This window comes from Natrialba magadii ATCC 43099, from assembly GCF_000025625.1.
Classification (GTDB): domain Archaea; phylum Halobacteriota; class Halobacteria; order Halobacteriales; family Natrialbaceae; genus Natrialba; species Natrialba magadii.
Map to the genome: position 1 here is coordinate 118,674 of NC_013923.1, position 23,021 is coordinate 141,694.

The following is a 23,021-nucleotide window of genomic DNA, read 5'->3' on the forward strand; positions in this document are numbered from 1 at the left end:
TGGTTCGAAACAGCTGTCAGATCGGGTCTAGTATCGGAATTTTCGCCGAAGCCGCGTAAGGAGGGGGAGGCTACCACCGGGATTCCGAAGTCGGAGATCGGTCGTGCCAAAGAGTGCGATCATGAGTGCGACGGTGATACCGACGATCACGCCGTTTACCGCAGCAATTGCGACGAGCGGATGGAGACTGTGAAGCCAGACCAGGAGTGTAGGCGGTAACACCAGTAGATATCGATGTTCCTCGACGTGACGGGTGTACTCGCCAGTTTCGGCCGGCGCTACGGCGGTCACAGTCGCAGCGTCAGAACTCCGCGGCGAGATCGTCTGCCACTCTGGGTTCGCGTTCACTGTCTCGTGTCCCGGTTCTCGAGTGACGACGATCGGAAGGTAGCCCGAGTTTTCGGTCTCGTGCTCTATTTCGACGAGTTCGCCGGGCTCTGCGACCTGTGGGTTCTCACTCGGTGTGGTTGCACTTCCAACGCCGAATGCGATCGTACCCGAGGGGAGCACCATCGACGCCGTTGCGAACGTGACGAATACCAGCAACACGAGCCCGATCGTCGCCCAGATCCCGAGTATATTTGGGCGGCTTCGCGACCGTCGTGTGTCTCGTTTTCTTGGGCCGACGGTCTCGAGTAGGACGCCGAACCCGAGGAGGGCGATCCCGACGCCGACGAGCAGCGCACCGGCGTTATCAGCGTTGAATACGGCTGTGACGCCGAGGGTGGCTGTGACCGTTCCGAACACGGATTCGATGACGGATTGGACTCCCATGATGGCGGACCCGAGATACGGGATGGTGACGACCTCTCCATTGACCTGTAGCGCGTGGGCGACGATTTGCTCGTCGCTGACGGGCGGTTCGTCGGCGTCTTGATCTGTGAACGGGTTCGCGTCGCCAGCCGTGATGTAGCCCTCGTCGGTTTCGCCGACGATCCGATGAGTTGTGAGTTCTCCGCCGTGGAGATCGATCGCGTCGAAGACGACAACGTCACCTTCCGCTGGCGAACCCGAGATGGCGCTTGGCACGGCGATGAAGCCATCGCCTGCGTCCATCGTCGGTTCCATACTCCCGGTAGCAACATAGCCGAGGAGAATCGGTTGGCCGAGTAGCTGGCCAAGTAACAGCGCGACGATGACGAGTGTCAGAACGAGACCGAGCGCTCGACTCAGAAGTGCCCGCATTGGTCAGTGGTTGGGTGGTTGCAATATGGGGTTAGTAGCCGTTGTTCCGTCAGGAGACCACGACGATCCGTGGGAACGCCGAAACCCTGACCGTTCGTTGCTGATCACCGAAATGGGGTGTTCGCTACTGGCCTCCGTGGTTGTGTGTTCGATACTGTTCATCGATACAACCGAATCGACGTAATCCTTCCGACACCCCTATACCAGACGAGAACGAGCGTGATCGCTGCCGGTGGGGCTGCTACGACGACCGTCGGTGAAGCGAACTCAGTCACAGAGAGCGGTGTGAGCACGGTGGCGTTGTCCTCGCCAACCGTCACAGTCCCTGCAGGTTCGTCCGCAACTGCCAGCTCGTATGTCCCAGGGTCGTCCATACTGAACGCGAACGCCACCGTCGCTTGCTCTCCCGGCGCGAGCGAAACAGCGCGGTCATCGACGACGAGGCCCCCGACGGCGAGTCCTGGTGTGAACGTTCCCGCCTTGTTTCCGGTGTTCGAAACCGTCGCGCGGACAGTCGTCTCCTCGCCGGGGTCAACCGCATCCGACTCGAGTACCGTCTCGTCGACGACCAGTTCGGGTTCGTGGTCCGAACCATCGCCGACGGGTACAGTCTGACTGTATAGCAGTGCGTCCTCGTCGCCGATTCCGATCTCGAGTGGACCTGGAGAGTGTGGATGCCACTCGAACTGGAGGGTGTCGGTCTCTCCCGGATCCAGCGTTACCGAGCCGGTGTCGACGATCGTCCCGTTGGCGGACAGCGTTACCGGTTTGCTGCCGGTAGTGTCGCCCACATTTTCGTATGTTGCGGTCACTACCAGGGGCTTCCCCGGTTGTAGCTGCTGGTTTGTCCCTGTGTCTCCCGTCGTTTCGCGCACCGAAATTGCCACATCCGTTACTGTGAGTTCAGGACCCGACGGCTGTGGCCTCGTCTCGTCATCGGTCGTTTCGATCGCAACCGTATACTCTGCGTGCTCCTTGCTATACTCGTCTGCAGGCACTGTCGTATCGGCGGTCACTCCGATAGACACCGACTCATCCGCATCGAGTGACACTGGATTGGCGGCTGTGATTGGTGTCCGGGAGGCACTCTCGTAGAACGTCAGCGCGTCACTCTCGAATGCGACTTCCTCGATAGAGTCGTCGTGTGCTGTAATCTCCATTAAGTCGTCTATCGTCGTCACTGCCTCGTCGTTGAGCTGCGTGAGGTTCACCTCGAGTTCGCCTGTCTCGGCACCGCCGGTGTCGTCGTCGATGATCGCGTAGGGACTTGTGGACTCGAGTGTGAGCGAGCCATCAGCGAGGGTTTCAGTTTGGGGTTCGGCTGCTGGTTCGCCTGCCACCGAAACGGCCACTGTCGGCACTGTGGCGCAGAGTGCGAGTAGACAGACGAGGAGGAGTTTACCGTTCATCTCCGTGCGATCGTGGCGGCTATCTGTCGCTGCCTTTCAGTTTGTTGTGTCGCGTGCGAAGGCTGGACTCCAGCCACCAGTGGCAAACATGGCTGGTGAGCGTCGGTGAAGTGTTCTGGTCGCGTTCTGTACCCTGGTCACGGTACCCCACAGTTACAGACAAATGGGAACTGTTGTCCGCCGCAATCGGTATAGCGTGCTTGTGACGTGGCCGTGATCGTAGCCGTGGCTAGTTTCCGTTTATTCGTCGTCTGTTTCGGCGCTGATTGTGATCTGTTCTGGGAACGCCGGCTCTTCATCCCCGGTCGTATCGAATTCAACATCCAGCGTGACCTGATTTTCGTCGTCCGCTCCAATCTCAATCTCGTCACTTGACGATTCAGGGTTGAACCACATTGGCTCACCGTCTGCACCGATGAGATCCTCTCCGCCTTCGTCTTCAATCGTGATATCTACCGTCTCTGTCCCGTTGTTTGTAATCTCCAATGCGTCCTCGAACGTCGTGGTTGCGTTCTGGTTGAGGTCATCCAGATCGAATTCGATGACATCCTCGTTGTCGTCTCCAGCGAGTCTGTCACTTAGAATCTCGAGTCCCAGCAGTGCTCCCTCGTCGCCTGCTGTTTCGATATCCACGGACCGATCCGCTTCGACTGTGTCGAACGCACCCGTTCCGAGTGCCGCCCCGCCGCCTGCAACAATCGTGCCCAGTCCAATCAGTGTCGTTCGTCGGTTGAGTTTCATGATATATCTCTTTCCCGCGCGATCGACGATCTCATCGTCATCGTCATCGACCGTCGTCACGCAGTTCGTATTTCATACTGTGTATTTCCATCTACTTTGTATTCAGCAGCCAGAAAACCTTCTGACCGAGCGATACCGTCGTTCAAGCCCTCTCTGAACCTGGTTTTCGTTCCCACGGGCCGGGATATTCGGCAAGGATTATGTGTCGCGACTCCCGACTCTCTAGACGACCGATCCGTTCTCATGCCTGCTCAATCCGGGACCACCGCTGAACACGTGTCCGACTCGAGTACATCGAGTACGAATCCCTCGAGTCAGACGACAGTAGGCCAGGGTCATGCCGACCAGGAGTCCGAAACGGTGGCTGGAGAGACAGCAGAACGGACCAGCGAAGCGTCGACAGCGTCAGCGACCAATGCGCAGACCAATACTGCAGACTCCGCTGTACAGGGGGGCGCAGCTGGGCAGTCACAGTCTCGCTCTCAGTCTCGCTCTCAGTCTCGCTCTCAGTCTCTGGATCAGGGCACGATCTTCGACCTGCTGAGTAACCACCGTCGACGCTACGTCATCCACTACTGCAAGCGCGAGGATCGGCCCGTCGAACTCGGTGAACTCGCCGAGCACGTCGCAGCCTGGGAGTTAGACAAGGAGGTCGCCGAACTCACGTCTGCCGAACGAAAGCGAATCTACACCTCGCTACAGCAGACACACCTCCCGACGCTCGATCGGGAAGGAATGGTGCGGTTCGACGACCGGACGATCGAACTCACGGAGAACGCCGCCGACCTTGAGATCTACCTCGATATCGTCCCTGGCGACTCGGTTCCATGGGGGCTGTACTACCTCGGTCTCTCCGCGATCGCGACGGTCGTGATGGGAGGACTCTGGCTAGAACTCGTCCCGACTGAAACGGTGTCGGCACTCGGCTGGTCGACGCTCGTCGTCGCGCTGTTCGTCGGCTCTGCGCTCGTTCACGTCGTACAGAATCGCCGAATGCGTCTCGGCGACGTCGAGCGGCCGCCGTAAACGCCACTACGCTACGAAGACACACCTATGCGCACGATTACAACACTGGGAATCGGGTTCATCATCCTCGGGGCAGTGGTGCTGACTGGTCCGGTGTTCGGATTCGGAACGATCAGCGCAGACCGCGGTGTTTCGGTGCAGACGGCCGCCGACAACGAGAGTCTCCTCGAAATCACTGACACCTCTGAACAGGCCACACTCACTCCCGAGAGTGACGTTGACCTCTTTCACCTGACGGATACGACGGGCCAGATCGATGGAGTCGAGATCGGGTCCGTGTCGATTGATGGTGTCGACGCAGCGGATTTCGATACCACAGTCGACCAGTCCGACGACGAGTACGTCGTCAGCATCGCTTGCGGCGATTCTGCGGCGAATACGGCGGCTCCCGTTTCCGTCGAACTCGTGACCAGCGGTGGCGTCAGTGTCACCGCCGAGCGAACGACGGCCCATGCCATCCCACTCGAGTGCGGTAGTGACGACGAGGAGGAAACGTACGAGGATGAAGTCGACTCGAACGACGACATTGAGGTCGACGACGATGGTTCGTTCGAGGACGATGTGGATATCCGTGGCGGCGGAAGTATCGATGCAGGTGGTGATCTCACCTTTGAAGGGGAGACCAAACTTCGGGGCGATATCAGCGCCGATGGCGACATCACGTTTGAAGGGGATGTCGATATCACGGGTGGTGCAAGCATCGAAGCAGGCGGCACTATCCATTTCAAGGCCGGTGCTGATCTCAACGGTGACGTACATGCCGGTGAGGACGTCATGTTCGACGAACCGCCTGACACGTCGGGCGGTTCGAGTATCACAGCCGATGGCGACGTGATCGGCGCATAATCAATTCGAGTGAACAGAGTCGCAGACGGTCTGAGCACTCCCCCCCTCCCCAAGTTGAGCATTTACAGGCAAGGCAGGTCGAGTTCCTCGTGGTCGTTCGGAAGGCTTTGTGTCCGTGCCTGAGCGCAGCGAAACTCCGCGCGGTTCGCGAGTCCTTCGGTCTTATTTGGTGACGAGAATCGTTGATTCTCGACTTGCTAACGTGGTGAACGAGTGGGGTAGGTTGGGGTAGGGTAGGGTAGGGAAGGGTCGTTCACATAGCCGAGTCAACTGACTGAGCCACATCAAACGTTCTTGTATTCCAATATGATGACCGTTAGCTTCCTGTATTCCGTTTGTTTAAATACATATGGTGGTATTGGTAAATACCGTCAGTAACTGCTGAGGGCGCGGTGTCTGGTCATTCGCAGTTCTTCACAACAGTTATATTTGTGACTCCCAACGTTATGACTGACTTTCAGACAACTGCGCTGTGATCGCGACCGTCAGTCGAAATCTTCGGAGGCACGCACTACTATGTACGATTTCGCGGACGTCCAGCCGGACGCCACGATTGCTCCCGGGACCAACGTCCTCGTGACGGGTCCACCGCTCGCTGGGAAGCGACGACTGGCGCTTGACGTTCTCGCACAGGGGGCCGAACGAGGGGATGGATCGATCATTGTAACGACGAAGGACAATGCCGACACCATGCGATCCGGGTTTTCCGAGCGCATACAGACACCTGATCCGCCGCTTGGGATCGTCGATTGTGTTTCGAAACAACAATCGAACGCGACTGCTGACAGCGACCAGGTGTCATACGTCTCCTCGCCAAACGACATGACAGGCATTGGGATCACCGTGTCCGAGTACCTGCAAGCGTTCTACGAGAAGCGCGGACTCACCGAGAACCGGGTCATGCTACACTCGATTTCGACGTTGTTGATGTATTCAAACCTCGAGACTGTTTTCCGCTTCCTGCACGTTTTCACGGGCCGCATTCAGAGTGCGGACGGACTCGGCATCTACCTCATCGATTCTGCTGCACACGATGAACAGACTGTGAATACGCTCAAACAGTTGTTCGACGGTGTCGTCTCCGTCGAAACTGGTGACGATTCTGACCCGGCAGTCACGATGACCGGACTCGCGTTGTAAGACTGTCTCCTGCCGACACTGTCGAAGGTGTCGCACACGCATCTACATCGCCCTCATGACTACCGCTTGCGACGGGTAAGTCGATGAGGATGGGGTCTCCATCACTCCCAGACCACCGGAAGACTGGTTGCTGACGATGTGCGTTGCGGAAGTCTCCCCCGTTCGGGGAGGGCGTCAATGAGTGGTACTATAGTAACAACTGCAACTATTCACACACTGCTCGCCGAGCAGGCTGGCGATCAGGTGTGCAGTGACTTGCAGTGGCTACTATAGCCGAGGGACTCGAGTGCCCGATCGAACGCGGTCGCAATCTGGTCGAGGTCCGACCCGGTCATCGGCGTCGAGAGGTTCCCCATTCCGCGCGGTGCGATGAAGACGCCTTCGCGGCGCATTTCGTGGAAGAGCTGTTCCGAGGCCGGATTGCCAGCCGACGATGACGCGAGGTCTCGGACCGGTTCGTCGGTGAAGTGGATCTGAAACAGCGATCCCTCGCCGGTGATCGTGATCGGCTGGTCGGCGTCGTCGCCGATCTCCTGGAGCCGCGTGCGAAGATCGGCTCCCTGCTGGTTCAGCGTCTCGATGGCGTCCGCGTCCAGTTCTCGAAGGGTTGCGACACCGCCAGCCATCGTCGCCGGATTCGCGTTGAACGTCCCGGAGTGATCGACGGAGCCTGTTTCGGGATGGAACTGTGCCATCAGGTCGGCGCGGCCGCCGACGGCACCGACCGGAAGTCCGCCACCGATCAGCTTTCCGAACGCGGTCAGGTCCGGTTCGATCCCGCGGCGCTGCTGTGCGCCGCCGGGCGCGAGTCGGAACGACATCACCTCGTCGAAGATGAGCGGTGTGTCGGTTTCGGCGGTCAGATCCCGTGCCGTTTGCAGGAACTCGTCGGTGGCCGGAATCATGCCGCCGACGCCGAGGATCGGTTCGAGGATGAGACACGCGAGTTCGTCACCGACGGCCTCGAACGTCGCTTTCAGCTGTTCGGTGTCGTTGTACGAGACCGTCTGCACTCGCTGCTCGGCGGTCCGCGGAATCCCCGTGTGTTCCCGTCCATCGTCTGCGACGCCGACTTCGACGACGTCGTGCGTGCCGTGGTAGCCGCCGGTGATCTTACAGATACGCTCGTTTTCGGTCCAGGCCATCGCAGCCCGAATCGCGTTCATCGTCGCTTCGGTGCCCGAATTACAGAACCGGACCTGCTCGACTGACGGGACGCGGCCGACGAGTTCCTCTGCGAGTGCAACCGCTGGCTCCGTCGGTGCTGCAACGCCGTTTCCTGCTCGGAACCGACTACAGACGTCGTCGACGACCGGCTCTGGCGCGTGACCGAGCACGCTTTGCGTGTAGTTGTTGAGCACGTCGAGGAGCGTCTCTCCGTCGACCGTCTCGAGTTGTGCACCGTGTGCGGATTCGACGTACGACGGATACGGACGGAAGTACGTCACCGAGCGCGTATCGCCGCCCGGCATTACGTTTCGCGCTCGCTCGGCGAGTTCCCGGGACCGCGGCGTCGATTCGACGTACGACTGTTCGAGTTCGTCGGACAGTGTCGTTTCCTCAGCGGGTGTCGTCATATTAGGCGTCAGGCCAGCGCTCGATGTAGATTGCTTTGTCCGTGTAGAACTGGATCATGTCCTCGCCCTGGGCGTGCAGGTCGCCGAAGAACGAGTCCTTCCAGCCGCCGAAGTGGAAGAAGGCCATCGGGGCCGACGTGCCGACGTTGACACCGATGTTCCCGATTTCGGCCTGGTGGCGGAACTTCTGGGCGTCAGCACCGCTGCCGGTGAACAGGCTCGCGGCGTTTCCGAACTGGCTCGCGTTCATGCGCTCGATCGCGGCGTCGACCGACTCGACGGCGTCGAGTGCGAGCACCGGACCGAAGATTTCCTCCTGGGAGATGACCATGTCCTCGGTCACGTCACCGAAGACGGTCGGGCCGACGAAGTTCCCCTCCTCGTAACCGTCGACGTCGACGTCTCGACCGTCACGCAGCATCGTCGCACCCTCCTCGATACCGGTCTGGATGTAGTTGCGAACGGTCGTCTCGTGTTCTTCGCTGATGAGCGAGCCGATATCCGTTCCGTCGTCGAGTCCGTAGCCAACCGTCTGGGCTTCGGCTTCCGCGACGACGAGGTCGGCGAACTCGTCGTACACCGACTCTTCGACGAGGACGACATCGTTCGCGAGACAGCGCTCGCCGGCACAGGCGCAGGCCGAGGAGACCGTCTTCTCGGCGGCGAACTCGAGGTCCGCCGTTTCGGTCACGACGATATGGTTCTTCGCGCCACCCTGGGCCTGGACGCGCTTGCCGTTCGCGGCCGCGCGTTCGTAGACGAGCTTTGCGATCGGGGTGGAACCGACGAACGAAATGCCTTCGATCCCGTCGTGGTCGATCAGGTCGTTGACGGTGTCCTTGCCACCGTTGACGAGCTGGACGACGCCATCCGGGAAGCCGGCCTCGTCGATGAGCTCGAAGAGTTTCTGGGTGACCAGCGGGTCCTGCTCGCTCGGCTTGAGAATGAAACTGTTTCCGGTCGCGACCGCGTAGGGGAGGAACCACAGCGGGATCATGCCGGGGAAGTTAAACGGCGTAATCGCGGCGAACGTGCCGAGTGGCTTCCTGACTGCACTCTCGTCGATTTCGGGCGCGGCGTTCAGCAGCGTGCCGCTCTGCATCATCGACGGAATGCCACAGGCGACTTCGACGTTCTCGATGCCGCGACGGAGTTCACCGCGCGCTTCTGCTCGCGTTTTCCCGTGATCCTGCACGAGGATCTCTGCGAGTTCGTCGAGGTTCTCCTCGAGGAGGGACTTCAGTTCGAACAGCGGCTGGATTCGCTCCTCGACGGGACGACCGGACCAGTCTTCGAACGCTTCGTTCGCCGTTCTGACGGCGTCGTCAACGTCGTTCGTCGAACTGAACGGAACCCGTCCCAGCTCCTCACCGGTTGTCGGGTTCGTCGTTACCAGTTCGTCGTCGCTCTCTGGTGTTACCCAGTCGCCGCCGACGTAGTTTCGAACCGTATCTGCCTTTCCTAACGAGTCGAGTTCGACCATGGAGGACATACCGCAAGGGCCGAAATAAATGCTTCGGAGAATAGGGAAATATTTCCAAATAGTGGTATGCTAATCGAATAGAGTTCTCCAATATGTGTTCTAATCAGGAATTATAAGGCGAATTCTTCTCTGGCGGGAAAGATTAATGCCTGATGCTTTCGTACCCTTGCGAAAGAATGACGGACGACGATACGACAATGACTGCAGGCGACGAACGCACCGATGTCGAACGTCTCGACAAGGAGTACGTCTTCGGCACGTGGTCCTACCAGAGCGAGGTCGATCCGACGGAAGTCGTCGGCGGCGAGGGCGTCCGCTTCCAGGATGCACACGGTAACGAGTGGATCGACTTTTCGGGTCAGCTCATGTGCTCGAACCTCGGCCATTCCGCAGACGGCGTCGCCGATGCCATCGCGGAGCAGGCCCACGAGGGTGCGTACTTCGCGCCCGGTTTCGCAACCGAAGCGCGCGCGAAACTCGGCGAGAAACTCGCCGAGGTAACGCCAGGTGACCTCTCGAAGACGTTCTTCTCGACCAGCGGCACCGAAGCCGTCGAAGCCGCGATCAAAATCGCGCGGATGTACACGGGTAAACAGAAGATCATCTCGCGCTATCGCTCCTACCACGGCGCGACGGCCGGCTCGATTAGCGTCACGGGCGATCCACGGCGACTCGCCGGCGAACCCGGCATCCCCGGGACGATCAAGGCACCCGACCCCTACGCTTACGGCTCGACGCTCGATCCGATGGAGAGTCTCGAGTACATCGACGAGATGCTGATGCTCGAGGGCGACACTGTCGCAGCGATTCTCGTCGAACCGATCGTCGGCTCGAACGGGATTCTCGTTCCGCCAGAGGAGTACCTGCCGCGGCTCAAGGAGATTGCCCACGAGCACGACGCGCTGCTCATCTGTGACGAAGTGATGGCCGGCTTCGGTCGCACCGGCGAGTGGTTCGGCTGTGACGTCTTCGACGTCCAGCCGGACATCATGACGATGGCCAAGGGGCTCTCCGGCGCGTACGCACCGCTTGGAGCGACGATCGTCACACCCGAGATCGCGGACCACTTCGAGGACGAACTGTTCTGTCACGGCCACACGTACGCCGGCCATCCGGTGGCCTGTGCGGCCGGACTCGCTGCAGTCGAGACCTACCAGGAGGAGAACCTCATCGAACACGCGAGCGAGGTCGGCTCCTATCTCGGCGACCGACTCGAGGAGCTCGCCGAAGCGCACCCGAGTGTCGGCGACACTCGCGGTGTCGGACTTTTCCGTGGCATCGAACTGACCCGCGATCCAGACGAGCGCGTGCCGTTCGGCACCCGTGAGGACAAGATTTCGAAGGGGTCCACCGTCGTCGACGAGGTTGCGGCCGCCGCATCCGACGGTGGCGTCTACGTCGCGAACATGATCAACACGCTGATCATTGCGCCGCCATTGACGATCACCGAGGACGATATCGACGAGGCGGTTTCGGTTCTCGATGAGGCACTCGAGGTGTCGGACGCGGCGATGGATCGCTGAGGCCGTGTGCCACGGGGCGTGACTGGGTAGTCCCGTCCGGTCGCACCACTCGTCGAAAGTAATGACCTTTAACTACAACCTCACCAAAGGATAGAAAAATGGACGTTGACCTCGACGAAACGGATATCGAGATTTTGAAGCGCCTCGAGAAATCCGATGACAAGAATCTCGAGGAGCTTTCCGACGAGCTCGGGCTCTCGAAATCCGCAATTCACTACCGCGTGACGAATCTGAAACAGAGCGACGTGATCACCACAATCTCCGCGGACGTGGATCCACACGCGCTCGATCTCAATATGCTCCTGTTTACGGAGGTAACCGTTTCCCACGAGAGTGGCTACGCCGAAGATGTCGGCGAGTCGCTCACCGAAATCGACGGCGTGAATCACGTGTACTACATGATGGGCGACGTCGACTTCATCGTCATTTCGCGGGTGCAAAACCACGACCAGATGCACGTGCTGATCGACGATATTGTCGAGATCGAGGGCGTCAACGAGACGTCTTCGCGGTTCGTGATTCAAGAACTCGAGACTGGTGGCCAACTCATCGAGAATATGTCTGAGGAGATGGTCGACAAGGTTGTCGAGTAGGGGTGAGCAAGCGTGAGCAGGCGAACGTACGGCCGTTCGCCGCTCGGTGTCTTTTTCTCACATCCGCTCACTGCTCACCGCTTACCTTGCGAACAGGTGTGTACTGACTGTCAGTGGCTACTCTCGTTTCGCTACTCTTCGTCCAGAAGTTCGCGAGCGCCAGCAAGCAATGCCTCCAGCCCGTCGACAGCAGCAGGGAGCGACACGTGTTCGTCGTACGTGTGTGCCTGCGTGAGATCACCCGGTCCCCAGGTGATCGCCTCTATTCCGTGGTCGTTGATGAAGTTCCGAACGTCGGTCGAAGCGCTCACTCCCCAGTCATCCGTCGGCACGTCAGCAACCGCCTTCGAATGCTTTCTAAACACCGATGCCAGGTGGCTGTCTGTCTCGATCGCGGCTGATTCGTACGTCCGGGTCCGTTCCCACGTCGTCTCGATATCGTGCGCTTCGGATACCGTCTCGAGTACGTCCTCGATTTCGGCGTCGATCTCTTCGATGGTCTCGTCCGGCAAGAAGCGCCGATCGATCGTGATCACCGCTTCTTCGGGAACGACGTTCTCTTTCGTTCCTGCCTCGATCATTGTCACCGTCGAATACGCCTGTCCGACGAGGTCGTCTTCTCGTTCACGCACGGTTGCATCGTATTCGTTGAGGGCGTCGAGTACCGGCTGTGCGTTGCGAATCGCGTTCGTGCCCTGGTCGGGACGACTCGCGTGTGAGGGGTCTCCGTTCACGCGGATTTCGTACCATGCGAGTCCCTTCTCGCTCGTCCCCGTTTGCATCGCTGTTGGTTCGAGGACAACGCCGTAGTCGCCGTCGTAGCCACGATCGAGCAGCGTCTTGGTTCCTGGCTCGGCGGTTTCCTCGCCAATTGCCGCATGGAACACGACTGAGCCATCGAGTTCACCGGCCTCGATTTCGTCTGCCAGCTGTGCTGTTGCGAGCATACCGATCGCAACACCGGTCTTCATATCGACGCTTCCCCGGCCGTACAACGAGTCGTCGACGACGGTCGGCACGTAGGGGTCTGTCGACCAGTGGTCGGTGTCGCCCGCCGGGACGACATCGATGTGTCCGTTGAGAACGAGTGCTGGATCGCCGTCACCGACTTTTACGCCGACCTGTGGCCGATCCGCGTACGGCTCTTCGACGAGTTCGGCTTCGATACCCCGGTCGGCGAACCAGTCAACGATGTATTCTGCACACGCCTGTTCGTTCCCCGGCGGATTCTCTGTTTCAATTGCAACGAGGTCTGCGACGAGCGATTCGACGTTCTCGCGCCGATCTTGTGACATACGTTGCCAAATACCATTTCCCAATAAAGAGTTTTTGGTGGTGGTGAACGTAGTCCTACAATAGTTCTCTAGAATGGGATTGAGACTCTTACTCTATTTCACTCGCGAACTCTATCCAAAATAACGACGGAATCTGCGGAGTGTTGTTCCGTTCGGAACGCTACTCCGTCGCCTGGGGCGTCCCCTCCTGGGGCCACAGTGCCCAGACGAGAATCAACACAATCAGCCCGATGCTGAGGACAACGGACTCGAGTACGGTGAGTTCGACGTTGACCCACGCAAGCACTGTCCGAAGCTCGACGATGAGTGGTGCGGTGAACGCGATGACGATGAGCAACGCGCCCTTCGAGATCCGCACTCTTAACGCACCCCCGTGATGATTGCGATGGCGGTGTCGACGCCAGACGTCACCGTCGTCACGACGGTGGTCCACAGGTACTCGAGTCCGAGTCCGATGCTCACCGGAAGCTCGTTGAGTTCGGGGCCGAACAGGCCGCCGCGTTCGATGATCGACAGCAGTGGGAAGGTGTAAGCGAAGATCACGAGCACGATGGCGATGGCCGTCCAGAGCTTCAGGTTGTCGAGGACCAGTGGGGCGTCCGAGGGGCCCGAGAGCGTGTCAGCGTACCCGTTCGCTGGGAGGTCGTCGCTGCGGTTGTTGAGCACTGTTCCGATGATGTTGGCGAAGAACAGCACGAGCGAGAGCGTCAGCAGGAGACCACCGAGTGCGATCTGGGCGTCGAGTTCGCCGACGCTGCCGACGGCGGCTTCGAACTCGAAGCCTTCGTACTGGGGTTCTGCTGTTCGTCGCGGGATGCCGAGGAGACCAGCGCGGTGCATGGCGTTCGACATGAACGTCATTCCAACGAACCAGAGGACGACCTGACCCAGTGCAACCGAGCGGTTCCAGAGTGCCTTGCCGGTCACCTGTGGAAGGAACCAGTAGGTGACGGCCATGAACGTCAGTGCGACGCCGGTCCCGACGGTGAGGTGGAAGTGGCCGACGACCCAGAAGGTGTTGTGCACGAGGTAGTTGATGTTCATTCCGGCGTTGATCATTCCGGAGAAGCCGGCTGCGGCGAACATCAGTCCGGCGAGTGCCATACCCGCGAACACCGGATCACGCCACGGGAGCGCTTTCAGCCAGCCGAGATAGCCGCTGCCTCCGCGCTGGCGAGCGCCGTGTTCCATACTGGCAACGACAGTAAAGGCGGTGAGTAAACTGGGCAGCAGTAAGAACATCGTGTTTGTCATCGCGATGAACTTGAATCCCTCAGCGATGCCGGGATCGAGATACTGGTGGTGGATCCCGGTTGGTACCGAGAGGATCAAGAACAGAACGAAGACGACGCGTGCGAGCGGGTCGCTGAACAGCTTTCCGCCGGAAATCTTCGGCAACATGATGTACCACATCATGTAGGCTGGCATGAGCCAGAAGTAGACAATCGGGTGGCCGAAGAACCAGAACAGCGTTCTGGTGAGAAGCGGGTTCACCGACTCGATGATGCCGAGCGACCACGGCAGCAAGAACAGCAAGATTGCGGCGGCAACGCCGAGCGTGGCGATGTACCACATCAGCATCGTGGTCAACACCATAAACGTCGGCAACGGGATCCGCTCGTCCGGGTTCTCCTGTTTCCAGGCCAGCCACGAACGGAACCAGTCGGCTCCTGCGAGCCAGGTGCCAACCACGAACAGTACCAGTCCGACGTAAAACAGCGGATGGCCCTGCAGCGGTGCGTAGAACGTAAAGAGCACCGACGCACTCATCTCCGAGTCCGTGAACCCGGCGAGGATCGGAACGGCAGCGAGGATCGTTCCGAGTACCATCAGTCCGTACCAGAACCAGGTAAAGCGGATATCCTCGACAGGCCGGTCCAGACTCGTCGTTATCGCCCAGGTAAAGATCGCGACGAGGAAGAAGATCGTGAACGTAATGACGAGAAAGACACCGTGTGCGGTGAGCACGGTGTAGTAGTCCGCCGAGTCGATGAATCGGTAATAGCCGGTTCGGTGAAGCGTCTGAATGATCCCGAACAGGCCGCCGATTGCGAGCGCGAGGAACGAACTGTAGAACGCCGCGCGAACGACCTTCGCTTCTGCGGGGAACGATTCAATGTAGGTGTTCGTCATTCGTCGTCACCTCCGCTGGCATCGCTCTCGTTCTCGTCTGTGTCGCTTTCGTCTTCGGTATCGCTCTCGTCCTCGTCGCCGTCATCGTCTGCATCTGTGTTTTCGTTGGTTTCTTCGTCTGCATCGTCGTCTTCGAGTTCATCGACCACGGTCACACTCCAGCTGTCAGTGTAATCATCGACCGTCACCGTCCAATCGTGGTCGCCCTCGCCTAGCTGTGCCGAGTCGACGGTGAACGTCGTCTCGTACGTCTCTTCGCCGTCGATCGTCACGTCTTCACTGAACGTCTCGTTCCCGATTTCGAGCGCGACTGTCGTCTCGATCGGATCGAGTTGCCGGTTCTCGACGGTCGCAGTAACATCGATATCGTCACCGGTTTCGACTTCGTCGGGTGCATCGGCCTCGAGTTCCGTTAGGTCAAATTCGTCTTCAGGAACGACCTGGACCATCCCCTCCATGTCGTGGTGGCCTGGGCCACAGTACTCGTTACAGACGACACCGTATTCCTGTGGCTCGTCGAATTCGACGGCCATCTCGGATACCTCACCGGGGATAACCATCGTATTGACGTTGGTTCCGACGAGGCTGAAGCTATGAATAACGTCCCGACTCGTGACGTAGAACGTCACTTCACTGTTTTCGGGGACGACAACCGGATCAGGCTGGAAACTAAATATCTGAGCCGTCACGTAGGCTTCGTACTCGTTCTCGCCGACCTGTGCAACGCGTGGGTCGTCGAACCGGTCGCCGTCGAGCTCGGTCGGTTCGACCGTATCCTGCTGGTCGCCGACCATCGTGATTCCCAGCCCGACTGAGCCGTACGTGATCGTCGCGATGAAGGCGACGATCAACACCATCGCTGCAACCAGCCACAGTTTTTCGTAGGTGTGTATATTCATAGCAATCGCTCTCCAGTTGCCAGGAGTACCAGGGTCCCACCGACGACTGTGGGGTCGTTTCCGAGGAACTCGACGAAATACATGAAGAACCACAAGAACACCAGGATCAGGAAATAGACCCCGATCAGCGTGAGCGTCCCGATCGGATCGAACTCATCGTGTCCGATCTCCCGGGCGTGCTCCGGTGTTTCATTGCTCGCTTTCTTTTCGGCCGTCTGGCTCATACGACCGGGTTAGAACAGTCATTACTTAGCGTTAGAAGCGGATTACCGGTTTGTTGGAATGGGGTGTACTTCTTAAGAGTCTCCACTCCTCACCTCTTTGCATGGAATTTGAGGACGCGTCCCCGCGAGTAGCGTTACCGGTCGGATTGATCGCTCTCCTCCCGCTGGCGTGGTACGGTATCAGCGACTCTGTCATGGCTGGCATCGTTTCGGCTGTAAATGTCGTACTTATCCTTGCATGCCTCTATATCGCGTTCAGTCCCGTGGAGAGCGCCCACGAACACGGCCATGACCGCGATCACGACTCGAACGGCACCACACCGTAATCAACGGCTTCGTAACTAACGGGTCCATTCGCGGGATGGACGTTATCATCGTTGCCCGAGTACCAGAATACCCAGCTGGATCTCGCGTACACGCTCTCACGCACACACTCTCGCGTACACACTCTCACCGTCACGTCCCAATCGTTCCAATGACTGATTCGCACTCCCGTGTCCCTGCCCGGTCGGTTGCCTTCAGTACCCGCAGTTACTTTCCGGTGCACGGTGTGACAATGACCTACTCTACGCTGCTATGACCGATCAGTTCCCTGACCACGACTCGCCCTCCCCGGATTCCGTGCAGGCAGCCGGTGACTCTTCGTCTACTCGAGTCTCCCACGCCGGCGACGAGGACGTTCCCGACGAGCAGCCAAGTGGCTGTACCCTCTGCTCACTGCCGCTTCCGTCTCCCCCGATTACTGCATCCGATGCCCCGGGGCAATTCTGCTGTCAGGGCTGTCTCGAGGTTTCACGGACACTCTCGACGGTCGAAACCGATGCGGACGAGTCACAGATCGACCCAGCAGCCATTCGGGAGCGGATTGCTGACAGTGCCGACTCTGGCGAACAGGGCGACGAAGCACAGACCGACGCGGAGTCAGCGTCAGCAGCCGAGGCCAACGATGCGTTCCTGACCGTCGAAGGAATGCACTGCTCGACGTGCGAGGTATTCCTCGAGTCGGTTGCCGAATCGAACGACGGCATCCTCGCGGCTGAAGCCAGTTACGCAACCGAGACGGTTCGGCTCGCGTACGATCCGGAGACGGTCGAGTCGGGCGAGCTCCCCGAGTTGATTTCCGGGTACGGCTACGCCGCACGCGAACGCGGCACGGCCGACGACGAGTCGGATGCAGCCAACCAGGCGCTCGTGAAGTTCCTGATCGGTGGCGGACTCTTTGGGATGATGGTGATGGTGTGGTACGCCGTCTTTCTCTACCCCACCTACTTCGGCTACGACCCGGTCGTCGACTTCGGCAGCTACGACGGCTACTACCTCGCGGTCAACATCTGGCTGATGACCACGTTCGTCCTCTTCTATACTGGGTATCCGATCCTGCGAGGGGCGCTCGTGAGCCTCAGAGCAGGTCATCCGAACATGGACCTGCTCGTCACGACCGCTGCGGTCGGCTCCTACAGCTACAGCACCCTCGCCATGACGCTCGGCCGAACGGACCTCTACTTCGACGTTACCGTCGCCGTCATCCTCGCTGTCACCGCCGGCACGTACTACGAGGAGCGGATCAAACGCCGCGCCGCGGGCCTCCTCTCTGATCTCACCGAACAGCAGGTCGACGAGGCTCGTCGGGTGGACGGCGAAACGGTTGCACTCGAGTCCGTCGAGCCAGGCGACCACCTTCTGGTCCGTCCCGGAGAACGTGTCCCTCTCGACGGTCAGTTGCAAGAGGGGACGGCCGCCGTCGACGAATCGCTGGTCACGGGTGAGTCACTCCCCGTCCAGAAGGAACCGGGTGATGAGTTACAGGGCGGAACAGTCGTTACCGACGCGCCGGTCGTCCTCGAGGTCGGTGCCGACGCGACGAGTACGCTCGATCGACTCGTCTCGCTGCTGTGGTCCATCCAGAGCGCCCGGCCCGGCGTGCAGCGCCTCGCCGACAAGTTAGCGACAATTTTCGTCCCGCTCGTACTCATTCTGGCGACCGGTGCGACTGGCGTGTTGCTCGCCACTGGATCCTCGATCTCGGAGGCACTGCTCGTCGGCTTGACCGTCGTTATCGTCTCCTGTCCCTGTGCGCTGGGGCTTGCGACCCCGCTTGCAATCGCGTCGGGCGTCCAATCCGCCGCAAAGCGCGGCATCGTCGTCGCTGCAGAGACGATTTTCGAGGACGCTCCTGACGTCGACGTCGTCGTCCTCGACAAGACGGGGACGCTCACGACCGGCTCGATGACGGTCGCATCTATTCAGACGATAGCCGGGGTCGACTCGAGTGCACTCCATCGCCGGGCGGCTGCGGTCGAAGCGCTCTCCGAGCATCCTATCGCGGAGGCCATCGTTTCGGACGCGCCAGCAGGGGACTCGGACGACCACGCGAGAGCGGCGGTTGCGGAGTTCGAGCGCAATCAACGGGGAGTGAGCGGTCTCGTCGACGGCGAGCGGGTCACTGTCGGCCACCCCGACTACCTTCGAGATCGCGGCCACGAACTTCCCTCGACCCTCGAGGAGGTCGTCGAAGAGGCCCGGACAGCAGGGGACGTTCCGGTCGCAGTCGGCTGGGATGGTTGCGTCCAGGGAGTGCTCGTCGTCGGTGACGCGCCGCGTGAGGAGTGGCGGGAAGCAGTCAACTTGCTCGCGGACGGTCGTGAGGTCATCGTCCTGACCGGAGACGACGGCGGCGCGGCTGACCGATTCCGCGAGGTTACTGGGGTCGACGAGGTGTTTGCCGGCGTGCCGCCGGCGGCTAAAGCCGAGACGATTCGTCGTCTCCAATCGAGAGGAACGGTTGCGATGGTCGGCGACGGGAGCAACGATGCACCGGCGCTCGCCGCTGCAGACATCGGCATTGCGATGGGGAGCGCGACGAAAATTGCGACTGACGCGGCGGATGCGGTGATCGTCAGCAACGACCTTGCGGCCGTTCCCGACACGTTCGATCTGGCTGCGGGGACACACAGCCGGATCCGACAGAATCTCGGCTGGGCGTTCGTCTACAACGCGATTGCTATTCCGCTCGCTTTGACAGGGCTGTTGAATCCACTCTTTGCTGCGCTGGCGATGGCTGCCAGTAGCGCACTCGTCGTGATCAATTCGGCGCGCTCGCTCTGACGTCGGTCCCGAAGCGGGTGGGAAATCTCTCAAGCGGTTGATTTCGACGAGTTCTCAGCCGGATGATGGACAAACCAGTCTTCTCGTAGTGGTCTCCCCATTCGGAACTATAGTAACAACTGAAACTGTGTACACACCAATCGCGCAGCCGCCGTGCGATTGGGTGTGCACTGCCTTTCAGTGGCTACTATATTGTGTGCATTTCTGTGTTTACTGCTCGCCAGGCACCCGCGAAATGCGTCTGGGCTGTTCCACTTTCACAGTTTGCTACACCCCTCCGTTTCAGAACGGACACAGCAGGCCGACTCTGAGGGAGATAGTATAAACAGTATCCGTATTCGCCATACACGAAAGTTTTTACGTCCGGGCGGTCGTCCCTTCGCGTAGGGTTTGGTATCATGTCCCGAGATATCTTCGACGACGCCGAATACGAACGCCGACTCGACCGGACGAAAACGCGATTGCGCGAGGAAAACCTCGACGCCATCGTCGTCACGGATCCGGCCAACATGAACTATCTCACCGGCTACGACGGCTGGTCGTTCTACGTCCACCAGGCCGTCGTCGTCACGACCGACCGCGACGAACCCGTCTGGGTCGGCCGGGGGATGGACGCCGACGGTGCACGAGCGACGACGTCCCTTTCCGAAGAGAGCATCCGCGCCTACAGCGACGACCACGTCCACTCACCGTACGACCTCCACCCGATGGACTACGTCGCAGGCGTCCTCGAGGAACTCGACGTTGCCGAGGGCCGCATCGGTCTCGAGATGGACGCCGCCTACTTCACCGCGAAATCCTACACGCGCCTCCAGCAGAACCTCCCCGACGCCGACTTCGAGGACACGACTCTCCTCGTCGGCTGGGTCCGAGTCAAAAAATCCGACCAGGAACTCGAGTACATGCGCGAGGCGGCCCAGATTTCTGAAACCGCGATGCAGGCTGGCCTCGACGCGATCGAGGCGGGGGTGCCGGAGTACGAGGCCGCAGCGGCGATTTACGACGCGCTGATTTCGGGCACCGACGAGTTCGGCGGCGACTATCCCTCTATCGTCCCGTTGATGCCGTCTGGTGATCACACGGGCACACCACATCTGACCTGGACTGACCGGCCGTTCGAGGAGGGCGACCCGGTCATCATCGAACTCTCGGGCTGTCGCCATCGCTACCATTCGCCACTTGCACGGACGACGTTCGTTGGCGAGCCGCCGGCCGAACTCGAACGCACTGCGGAGATCGTCAACGAAGGCATTCAGGCTGCCCTCGACGTCGCCGAACCGGGCGTTACCTGTGAGGACGTCGAGAAAGCCTGGCGCGAGACGATTGCGAAGTACGACATCGAGAAAGAGGACCGAATCGGCTACTCGGTGGGGCTTGGTTACCCGCCGGACTGGGGCGAACACACTGCGAGTATCCGCCCCGGCGACGAGACGGTACTCGAGGAGAACATGACGTTCCACATGATCCCGGGTATCTGGACGGAAGACATCGGGATGGAGACCAGCGAGACGTTCCGGGTGACGAGCAACGGAGTCGAAACACTTGCGGACTTCCCGCGAAAACTGTTCACTGCGTAACTACCGATGACCACGACACCATCCAACCAGGACGCAGATTCGGAGTCGGCCTCGGGAGAGGACCTCGACTCGGCCCTCGTCACAGCGCGCCGGCAACTCGAGCGCGCCGCAGCACACGTCGACGTCGACGACGGCGTCATCGAACGACTGAAACACCCCACTCGTGTCGAGCAGGTTTCGGTGCCACTCGAGCGCGACGACGGAAGCGTCGAGGTCTTTACGGGCTACCGCGCCCAGCACGACGACGTTCGCGGGCCGTACAAGGGTGGCCTGCGCTATCATCCGGAAGTGAACGCCGACGAGTGTGTCGGCCTCTCGATGTGGATGACCTGGAAGTGCGCCGTCATGGACCTCCCGTTCGGCGGCGGGAAAGGCGGTATCTCCGTCAACCCAAAGGAACTCAGCGAGGCGGAGACCGAACGGCTCACCCGCCGCTTCGCGGAGGAACTGCGCTACGTAATTGGGCCGACGACGGACGTTCCAGCTCCGGACATGGGGACGGACGCCCAGACGATGGCCTGGTTCATGGACGCCTACTCGATGCAACAGGGCGAGACGATTCCGGGCGTCGTCACCGGCAAACCGCCGGTTATCGGCGGCTCTCAGGGCCGCGAGGAGGCACCCGGTCGATCGACGGCGATCATTACCCGCGAGGCCGTCGACTACTACGGCCATGACTTCGAAGAGACGACCATTGCCGTGCAGGGCTTCGGTAGCGTCGGCGCGAACGCCGCCCGCCTCCTCGATGAGTGGGGGGCGAACGTCGTCGCGGTCAGCGACGTCAACGGGGCGATCTACGACCCCGATGGACTCGACGTCGAGTCGATTCCGTCCCACGAGGAAGAGCCCGAAGCGGTCCTCGAGCAGGATGCGCCGGAGACGCTCAGCAACGAGGAAATCTTCGAACTCGATGTGGACGTTCTCATCCCTGCTGCAGTTGGTAACGTCATCACCGCCGACAACGCTGGTGACATCGAGGCTGACATCATCGTCGAGGGCGCGAACGGTCCGACGACGTTCGCCGCGGATTCGATCCTCGAAGAGCGTGAGATTCCGGTTATCCCCGACTTCCTCGCGAACGCAGGCGGTGTCACCGTCTCCTACTTCGAGTGGCTTCAGGACATCAACCGCCGCAAGTGGAGTCTCGAAGAGGTGAACGAGGAACTCGAGAAGAAGATGCTCGACGCCTGGGAGGACGTTCGCTCGGAGGTCGAGGCGAAGGATCTGAGCTGGCGCGACGCGGCCTACGTCGTTGCACTTTCCCGAATTGCAGAGGCGAAGTCGAAGCGCGGTCTCTGGCCGTAACGTTCTCGAAATCGTTGTTTTTGCGCGATTATCGGAGATATGCGAGCAGCATTTCGACGGCGAGATCGAGTGGCTTGCCTCGGACGCGACACACATAGTCCGTAATCAGCTGTGGCTGCAGCGAGGCAACTGCGTGCGGAACGATCGAACTGTCACGTGGTGCCTGTCGGTGGCTGTAATCGTCGTCGTTCAGTGGCACTCGTGCGTCGTACCATGTCTGTGTCGTCAATCCCATGACGACGTACTGTTGTGCGTCGAACGGATGATGCTCGTTGTTGACGACGACCCATGGTCTTGTGATGTCCGTGTCCGATTTGAACGGATCCGGTGCGAGAACGATGTGCCCTCGCTCGAGGTCGTCGAACGCGGGCTCTGATTCAGTCACTTGTCGTCCTCGTCTGCACTCGTGTCGGTGCCCTCGGTTTCGGTTGCGCTTGCGCTTGTGTCTGCGTTTGTACCCTCGCTTGCCCTTCCGCTACCGTCGTTCGCAGATTCCTCCGCGGCCGCAAGCCATGCTTCCCGACTTTCGGAGCCCAATTCCTCGTCGAGAAATTCCGCCGTCGAGTGAAAGACGGCTGCCTCCTGTATACGCTCTATATCGCCGATCGCCCAGTAGGGCTCCTTGTGCCGAACGAGTTCCCGTGATCGGAGTCGATTGAGAACTGGCTGAACCGAGTTTGCATTGACACCGGTCTCTTCAGCGATTTCAGTCGCCCTGAACGCCTTGTTACGGTTTTCAATGAGAAATCGAAGAACTCGCTGCGCATTCGTTTCGCGTCGATCCGGCGATTCGTGGTGGTCGAACTCGTCGATACTGATGGGCACGGTATTTTCCCCTACCTCGCACATCGAGTTCGAGGCTTATAAGTGTATTATGTACCCTCAGATTGTATACTGTGTATTCTATATTCATATATTTCCCACTGTGTACTCTGCACCTGTGTATCCTGCACCTGCGTA

The 23,021-nt window shown here is 59.8% G+C and carries 21 protein-coding genes; 9 read left to right on the top strand and 12 right to left on the bottom strand.

Going from position 1 to position 23,021, the window contains the following annotated elements; translation table 11 throughout:
- Nucleotides 1-27: 27 nt before the first annotated feature.
- The 3 genes from NMAG_RS18045 to NMAG_RS18055 form a co-directional block, all read right to left on the bottom strand.
- Complete coding sequence (locus NMAG_RS18045; RefSeq protein WP_004214211.1) at nucleotides 28-1,185, bottom strand: signal peptidase I; 1,158 nt, start codon at nucleotides 1,183-1,185, stop codon at nucleotides 28-30.
- Between the two features lie 158 nt (nucleotides 1,186-1,343).
- Nucleotides 1,344-2,594, bottom strand: a complete 1,251-nt coding sequence (locus NMAG_RS18050; RefSeq protein WP_004214212.1) for a CARDB domain-containing protein — start codon at nucleotides 2,592-2,594, stop codon at nucleotides 1,344-1,346.
- A 240-nt stretch (nucleotides 2,595-2,834) separates the two neighbouring features.
- Nucleotides 2,835-3,335, bottom strand: a complete 501-nt coding sequence (locus tag NMAG_RS18055) for a hypothetical protein (RefSeq protein ID WP_012996892.1) — start codon at nucleotides 3,333-3,335, stop codon at nucleotides 2,835-2,837.
- Between the two features lie 513 nt (nucleotides 3,336-3,848).
- Between NMAG_RS18055 and NMAG_RS18060 the strand changes: the two genes are divergently transcribed.
- The 3 genes from NMAG_RS18060 to NMAG_RS18070 all read left to right on the top strand — a co-directional run bounded on the left by NMAG_RS18060 (nucleotide 3,849) and on the right by NMAG_RS18070 (nucleotide 6,347).
- Nucleotides 3,849-4,361, top strand: coding sequence for a DUF7344 domain-containing protein (locus NMAG_RS18060; protein WP_049916140.1), 513 nt, complete (start codon nucleotides 3,849-3,851; stop codon nucleotides 4,359-4,361).
- Nucleotides 4,362-4,388: 27 nt separating this feature from the next.
- Complete coding sequence (locus NMAG_RS18065) at nucleotides 4,389-5,207, top strand: polymer-forming cytoskeletal protein (protein WP_004214215.1); 819 nt, start codon at nucleotides 4,389-4,391, stop codon at nucleotides 5,205-5,207.
- A gap of 516 nt (nucleotides 5,208-5,723) precedes the next feature.
- Nucleotides 5,724-6,347 (top strand): RAD55 family ATPase, encoded by a 624-nt coding sequence (locus NMAG_RS18070; protein ID WP_004214216.1) that lies wholly within the window; start codon nucleotides 5,724-5,726, stop codon nucleotides 6,345-6,347.
- A 239-nt stretch (nucleotides 6,348-6,586) separates the two neighbouring features.
- On the opposite strand, the gene NMAG_RS18075 is transcribed toward NMAG_RS18070, so the two are convergent.
- Both NMAG_RS18075 and NMAG_RS18080 read right to left on the bottom strand, forming a co-directional pair.
- A complete protein-coding gene (locus NMAG_RS18075) occupies nucleotides 6,587-7,924 on the bottom strand; it encodes an aspartate aminotransferase family protein (protein WP_004214217.1) in 1,338 nt (445 codons plus the stop codon).
- A gap of 1 nt (nucleotide 7,925) precedes the next feature.
- Nucleotides 7,926-9,407: a CoA-acylating methylmalonate-semialdehyde dehydrogenase gene (locus NMAG_RS18080; protein ID WP_004214218.1), complete on the bottom strand. Its 1,482-nt coding sequence runs from the start codon at nucleotides 9,405-9,407 to the stop codon at nucleotides 7,926-7,928.
- 176 nt (nucleotides 9,408-9,583) lie between these two features.
- Here NMAG_RS18080 and NMAG_RS18085 point away from each other — a divergent pair, with 176 nt between their 5' ends.
- Complete coding sequence (locus NMAG_RS18085) at nucleotides 9,584-10,930, top strand: aminotransferase family protein (RefSeq protein WP_004214220.1); 1,347 nt, start codon at nucleotides 9,584-9,586, stop codon at nucleotides 10,928-10,930.
- A gap of 98 nt (nucleotides 10,931-11,028) precedes the next feature.
- Complete coding sequence (locus tag NMAG_RS18090; protein ID WP_004214221.1) at nucleotides 11,029-11,523, top strand: Lrp/AsnC family transcriptional regulator; 495 nt, start codon at nucleotides 11,029-11,031, stop codon at nucleotides 11,521-11,523.
- 131 nt (nucleotides 11,524-11,654) lie between these two features.
- Here NMAG_RS18090 and NMAG_RS18095 read toward each other — a convergent pair whose 3' ends face one another.
- The 5 genes from NMAG_RS18095 to NMAG_RS18115 all read right to left on the bottom strand — a co-directional run bounded on the left by NMAG_RS18095 (nucleotide 11,655) and on the right by NMAG_RS18115 (nucleotide 16,074).
- The gene (locus tag NMAG_RS18095) at nucleotides 11,655-12,818 is read right to left on the bottom strand and encodes a M20 family metallopeptidase (RefSeq protein WP_004214222.1); all 1,164 of its coding nucleotides are present in this window, start codon (nucleotides 12,816-12,818) and stop codon (nucleotides 11,655-11,657) included.
- Between the two features lie 160 nt (nucleotides 12,819-12,978).
- Nucleotides 12,979-13,176 carry a hypothetical protein gene (locus NMAG_RS18100; RefSeq protein WP_004214223.1) on the bottom strand — a complete coding sequence of 66 codons (198 nt, stop codon included), beginning with the start codon at nucleotides 13,174-13,176 and terminating at the stop codon, nucleotides 12,979-12,981.
- 2 nt (nucleotides 13,177-13,178) lie between these two features.
- Complete coding sequence (locus NMAG_RS18105) at nucleotides 13,179-14,951, bottom strand: b(o/a)3-type cytochrome-c oxidase subunit 1 (RefSeq protein WP_004214224.1); 1,773 nt, start codon at nucleotides 14,949-14,951, stop codon at nucleotides 13,179-13,181.
- Nucleotides 14,948-15,850: a cytochrome c oxidase subunit II gene (locus NMAG_RS18110; RefSeq protein ID WP_004214225.1), complete on the bottom strand. Its 903-nt coding sequence runs from the start codon at nucleotides 15,848-15,850 to the stop codon at nucleotides 14,948-14,950. Before NMAG_RS18110 ends, NMAG_RS18105 begins: the two co-directional genes overlap by 4 nt.
- Nucleotides 15,847-16,074 (bottom strand): hypothetical protein, encoded by a 228-nt coding sequence (locus tag NMAG_RS18115; RefSeq protein ID WP_004214226.1) that lies wholly within the window; start codon nucleotides 16,072-16,074, stop codon nucleotides 15,847-15,849. The genes NMAG_RS18110 and NMAG_RS18115 overlap by 4 nt, the downstream gene beginning before the upstream one ends.
- A 101-nt stretch (nucleotides 16,075-16,175) precedes the next feature.
- On the opposite strand from NMAG_RS18115, the gene NMAG_RS18120 reads away from it, so the two are divergent.
- From NMAG_RS18120 to gdhB, 4 genes are all read left to right on the top strand, one after another.
- On the top strand, nucleotides 16,176-16,400 hold the full coding sequence (locus NMAG_RS18120) for a hypothetical protein (protein WP_004214227.1): 225 nt from the start codon (nucleotides 16,176-16,178) through the stop codon (nucleotides 16,398-16,400).
- A gap of 250 nt (nucleotides 16,401-16,650) precedes the next feature.
- Nucleotides 16,651-19,179 (top strand): heavy metal translocating P-type ATPase, encoded by a 2,529-nt coding sequence (locus NMAG_RS18125; protein WP_004214228.1) that lies wholly within the window; start codon nucleotides 16,651-16,653, stop codon nucleotides 19,177-19,179.
- 398 nt (nucleotides 19,180-19,577) lie between these two features.
- The gene (locus NMAG_RS18130) at nucleotides 19,578-20,756 is read left to right on the top strand and encodes a M24 family metallopeptidase (protein WP_004214229.1); all 1,179 of its coding nucleotides are present in this window, start codon (nucleotides 19,578-19,580) and stop codon (nucleotides 20,754-20,756) included.
- A 6-nt stretch (nucleotides 20,757-20,762) separates the two neighbouring features.
- Entirely contained in the window at nucleotides 20,763-22,061 is a 1,299-nt protein-coding gene (gene gdhB / locus NMAG_RS18135) for a glutamate dehydrogenase GdhB (RefSeq protein WP_004214230.1), read from the top strand.
- A gap of 28 nt (nucleotides 22,062-22,089) precedes the next feature.
- Here the strand turns inward: gdhB and NMAG_RS18140 are convergent, their stop codons facing one another.
- Together NMAG_RS18140 and NMAG_RS18145 are read right to left on the bottom strand one after the other, a co-directional pair.
- Entirely contained in the window at nucleotides 22,090-22,446 is a 357-nt protein-coding gene (locus NMAG_RS18140) for a type II toxin-antitoxin system PemK/MazF family toxin (protein ID WP_004214231.1), read from the bottom strand.
- Nucleotides 22,443-22,886: a helix-turn-helix domain-containing protein gene (locus tag NMAG_RS18145; protein ID WP_004214232.1), complete on the bottom strand. Its 444-nt coding sequence runs from the start codon at nucleotides 22,884-22,886 to the stop codon at nucleotides 22,443-22,445. The genes NMAG_RS18140 and NMAG_RS18145 overlap by 4 nt, the downstream gene beginning before the upstream one ends.
- Nucleotides 22,887-23,021 lie beyond the last annotated feature (135 nt).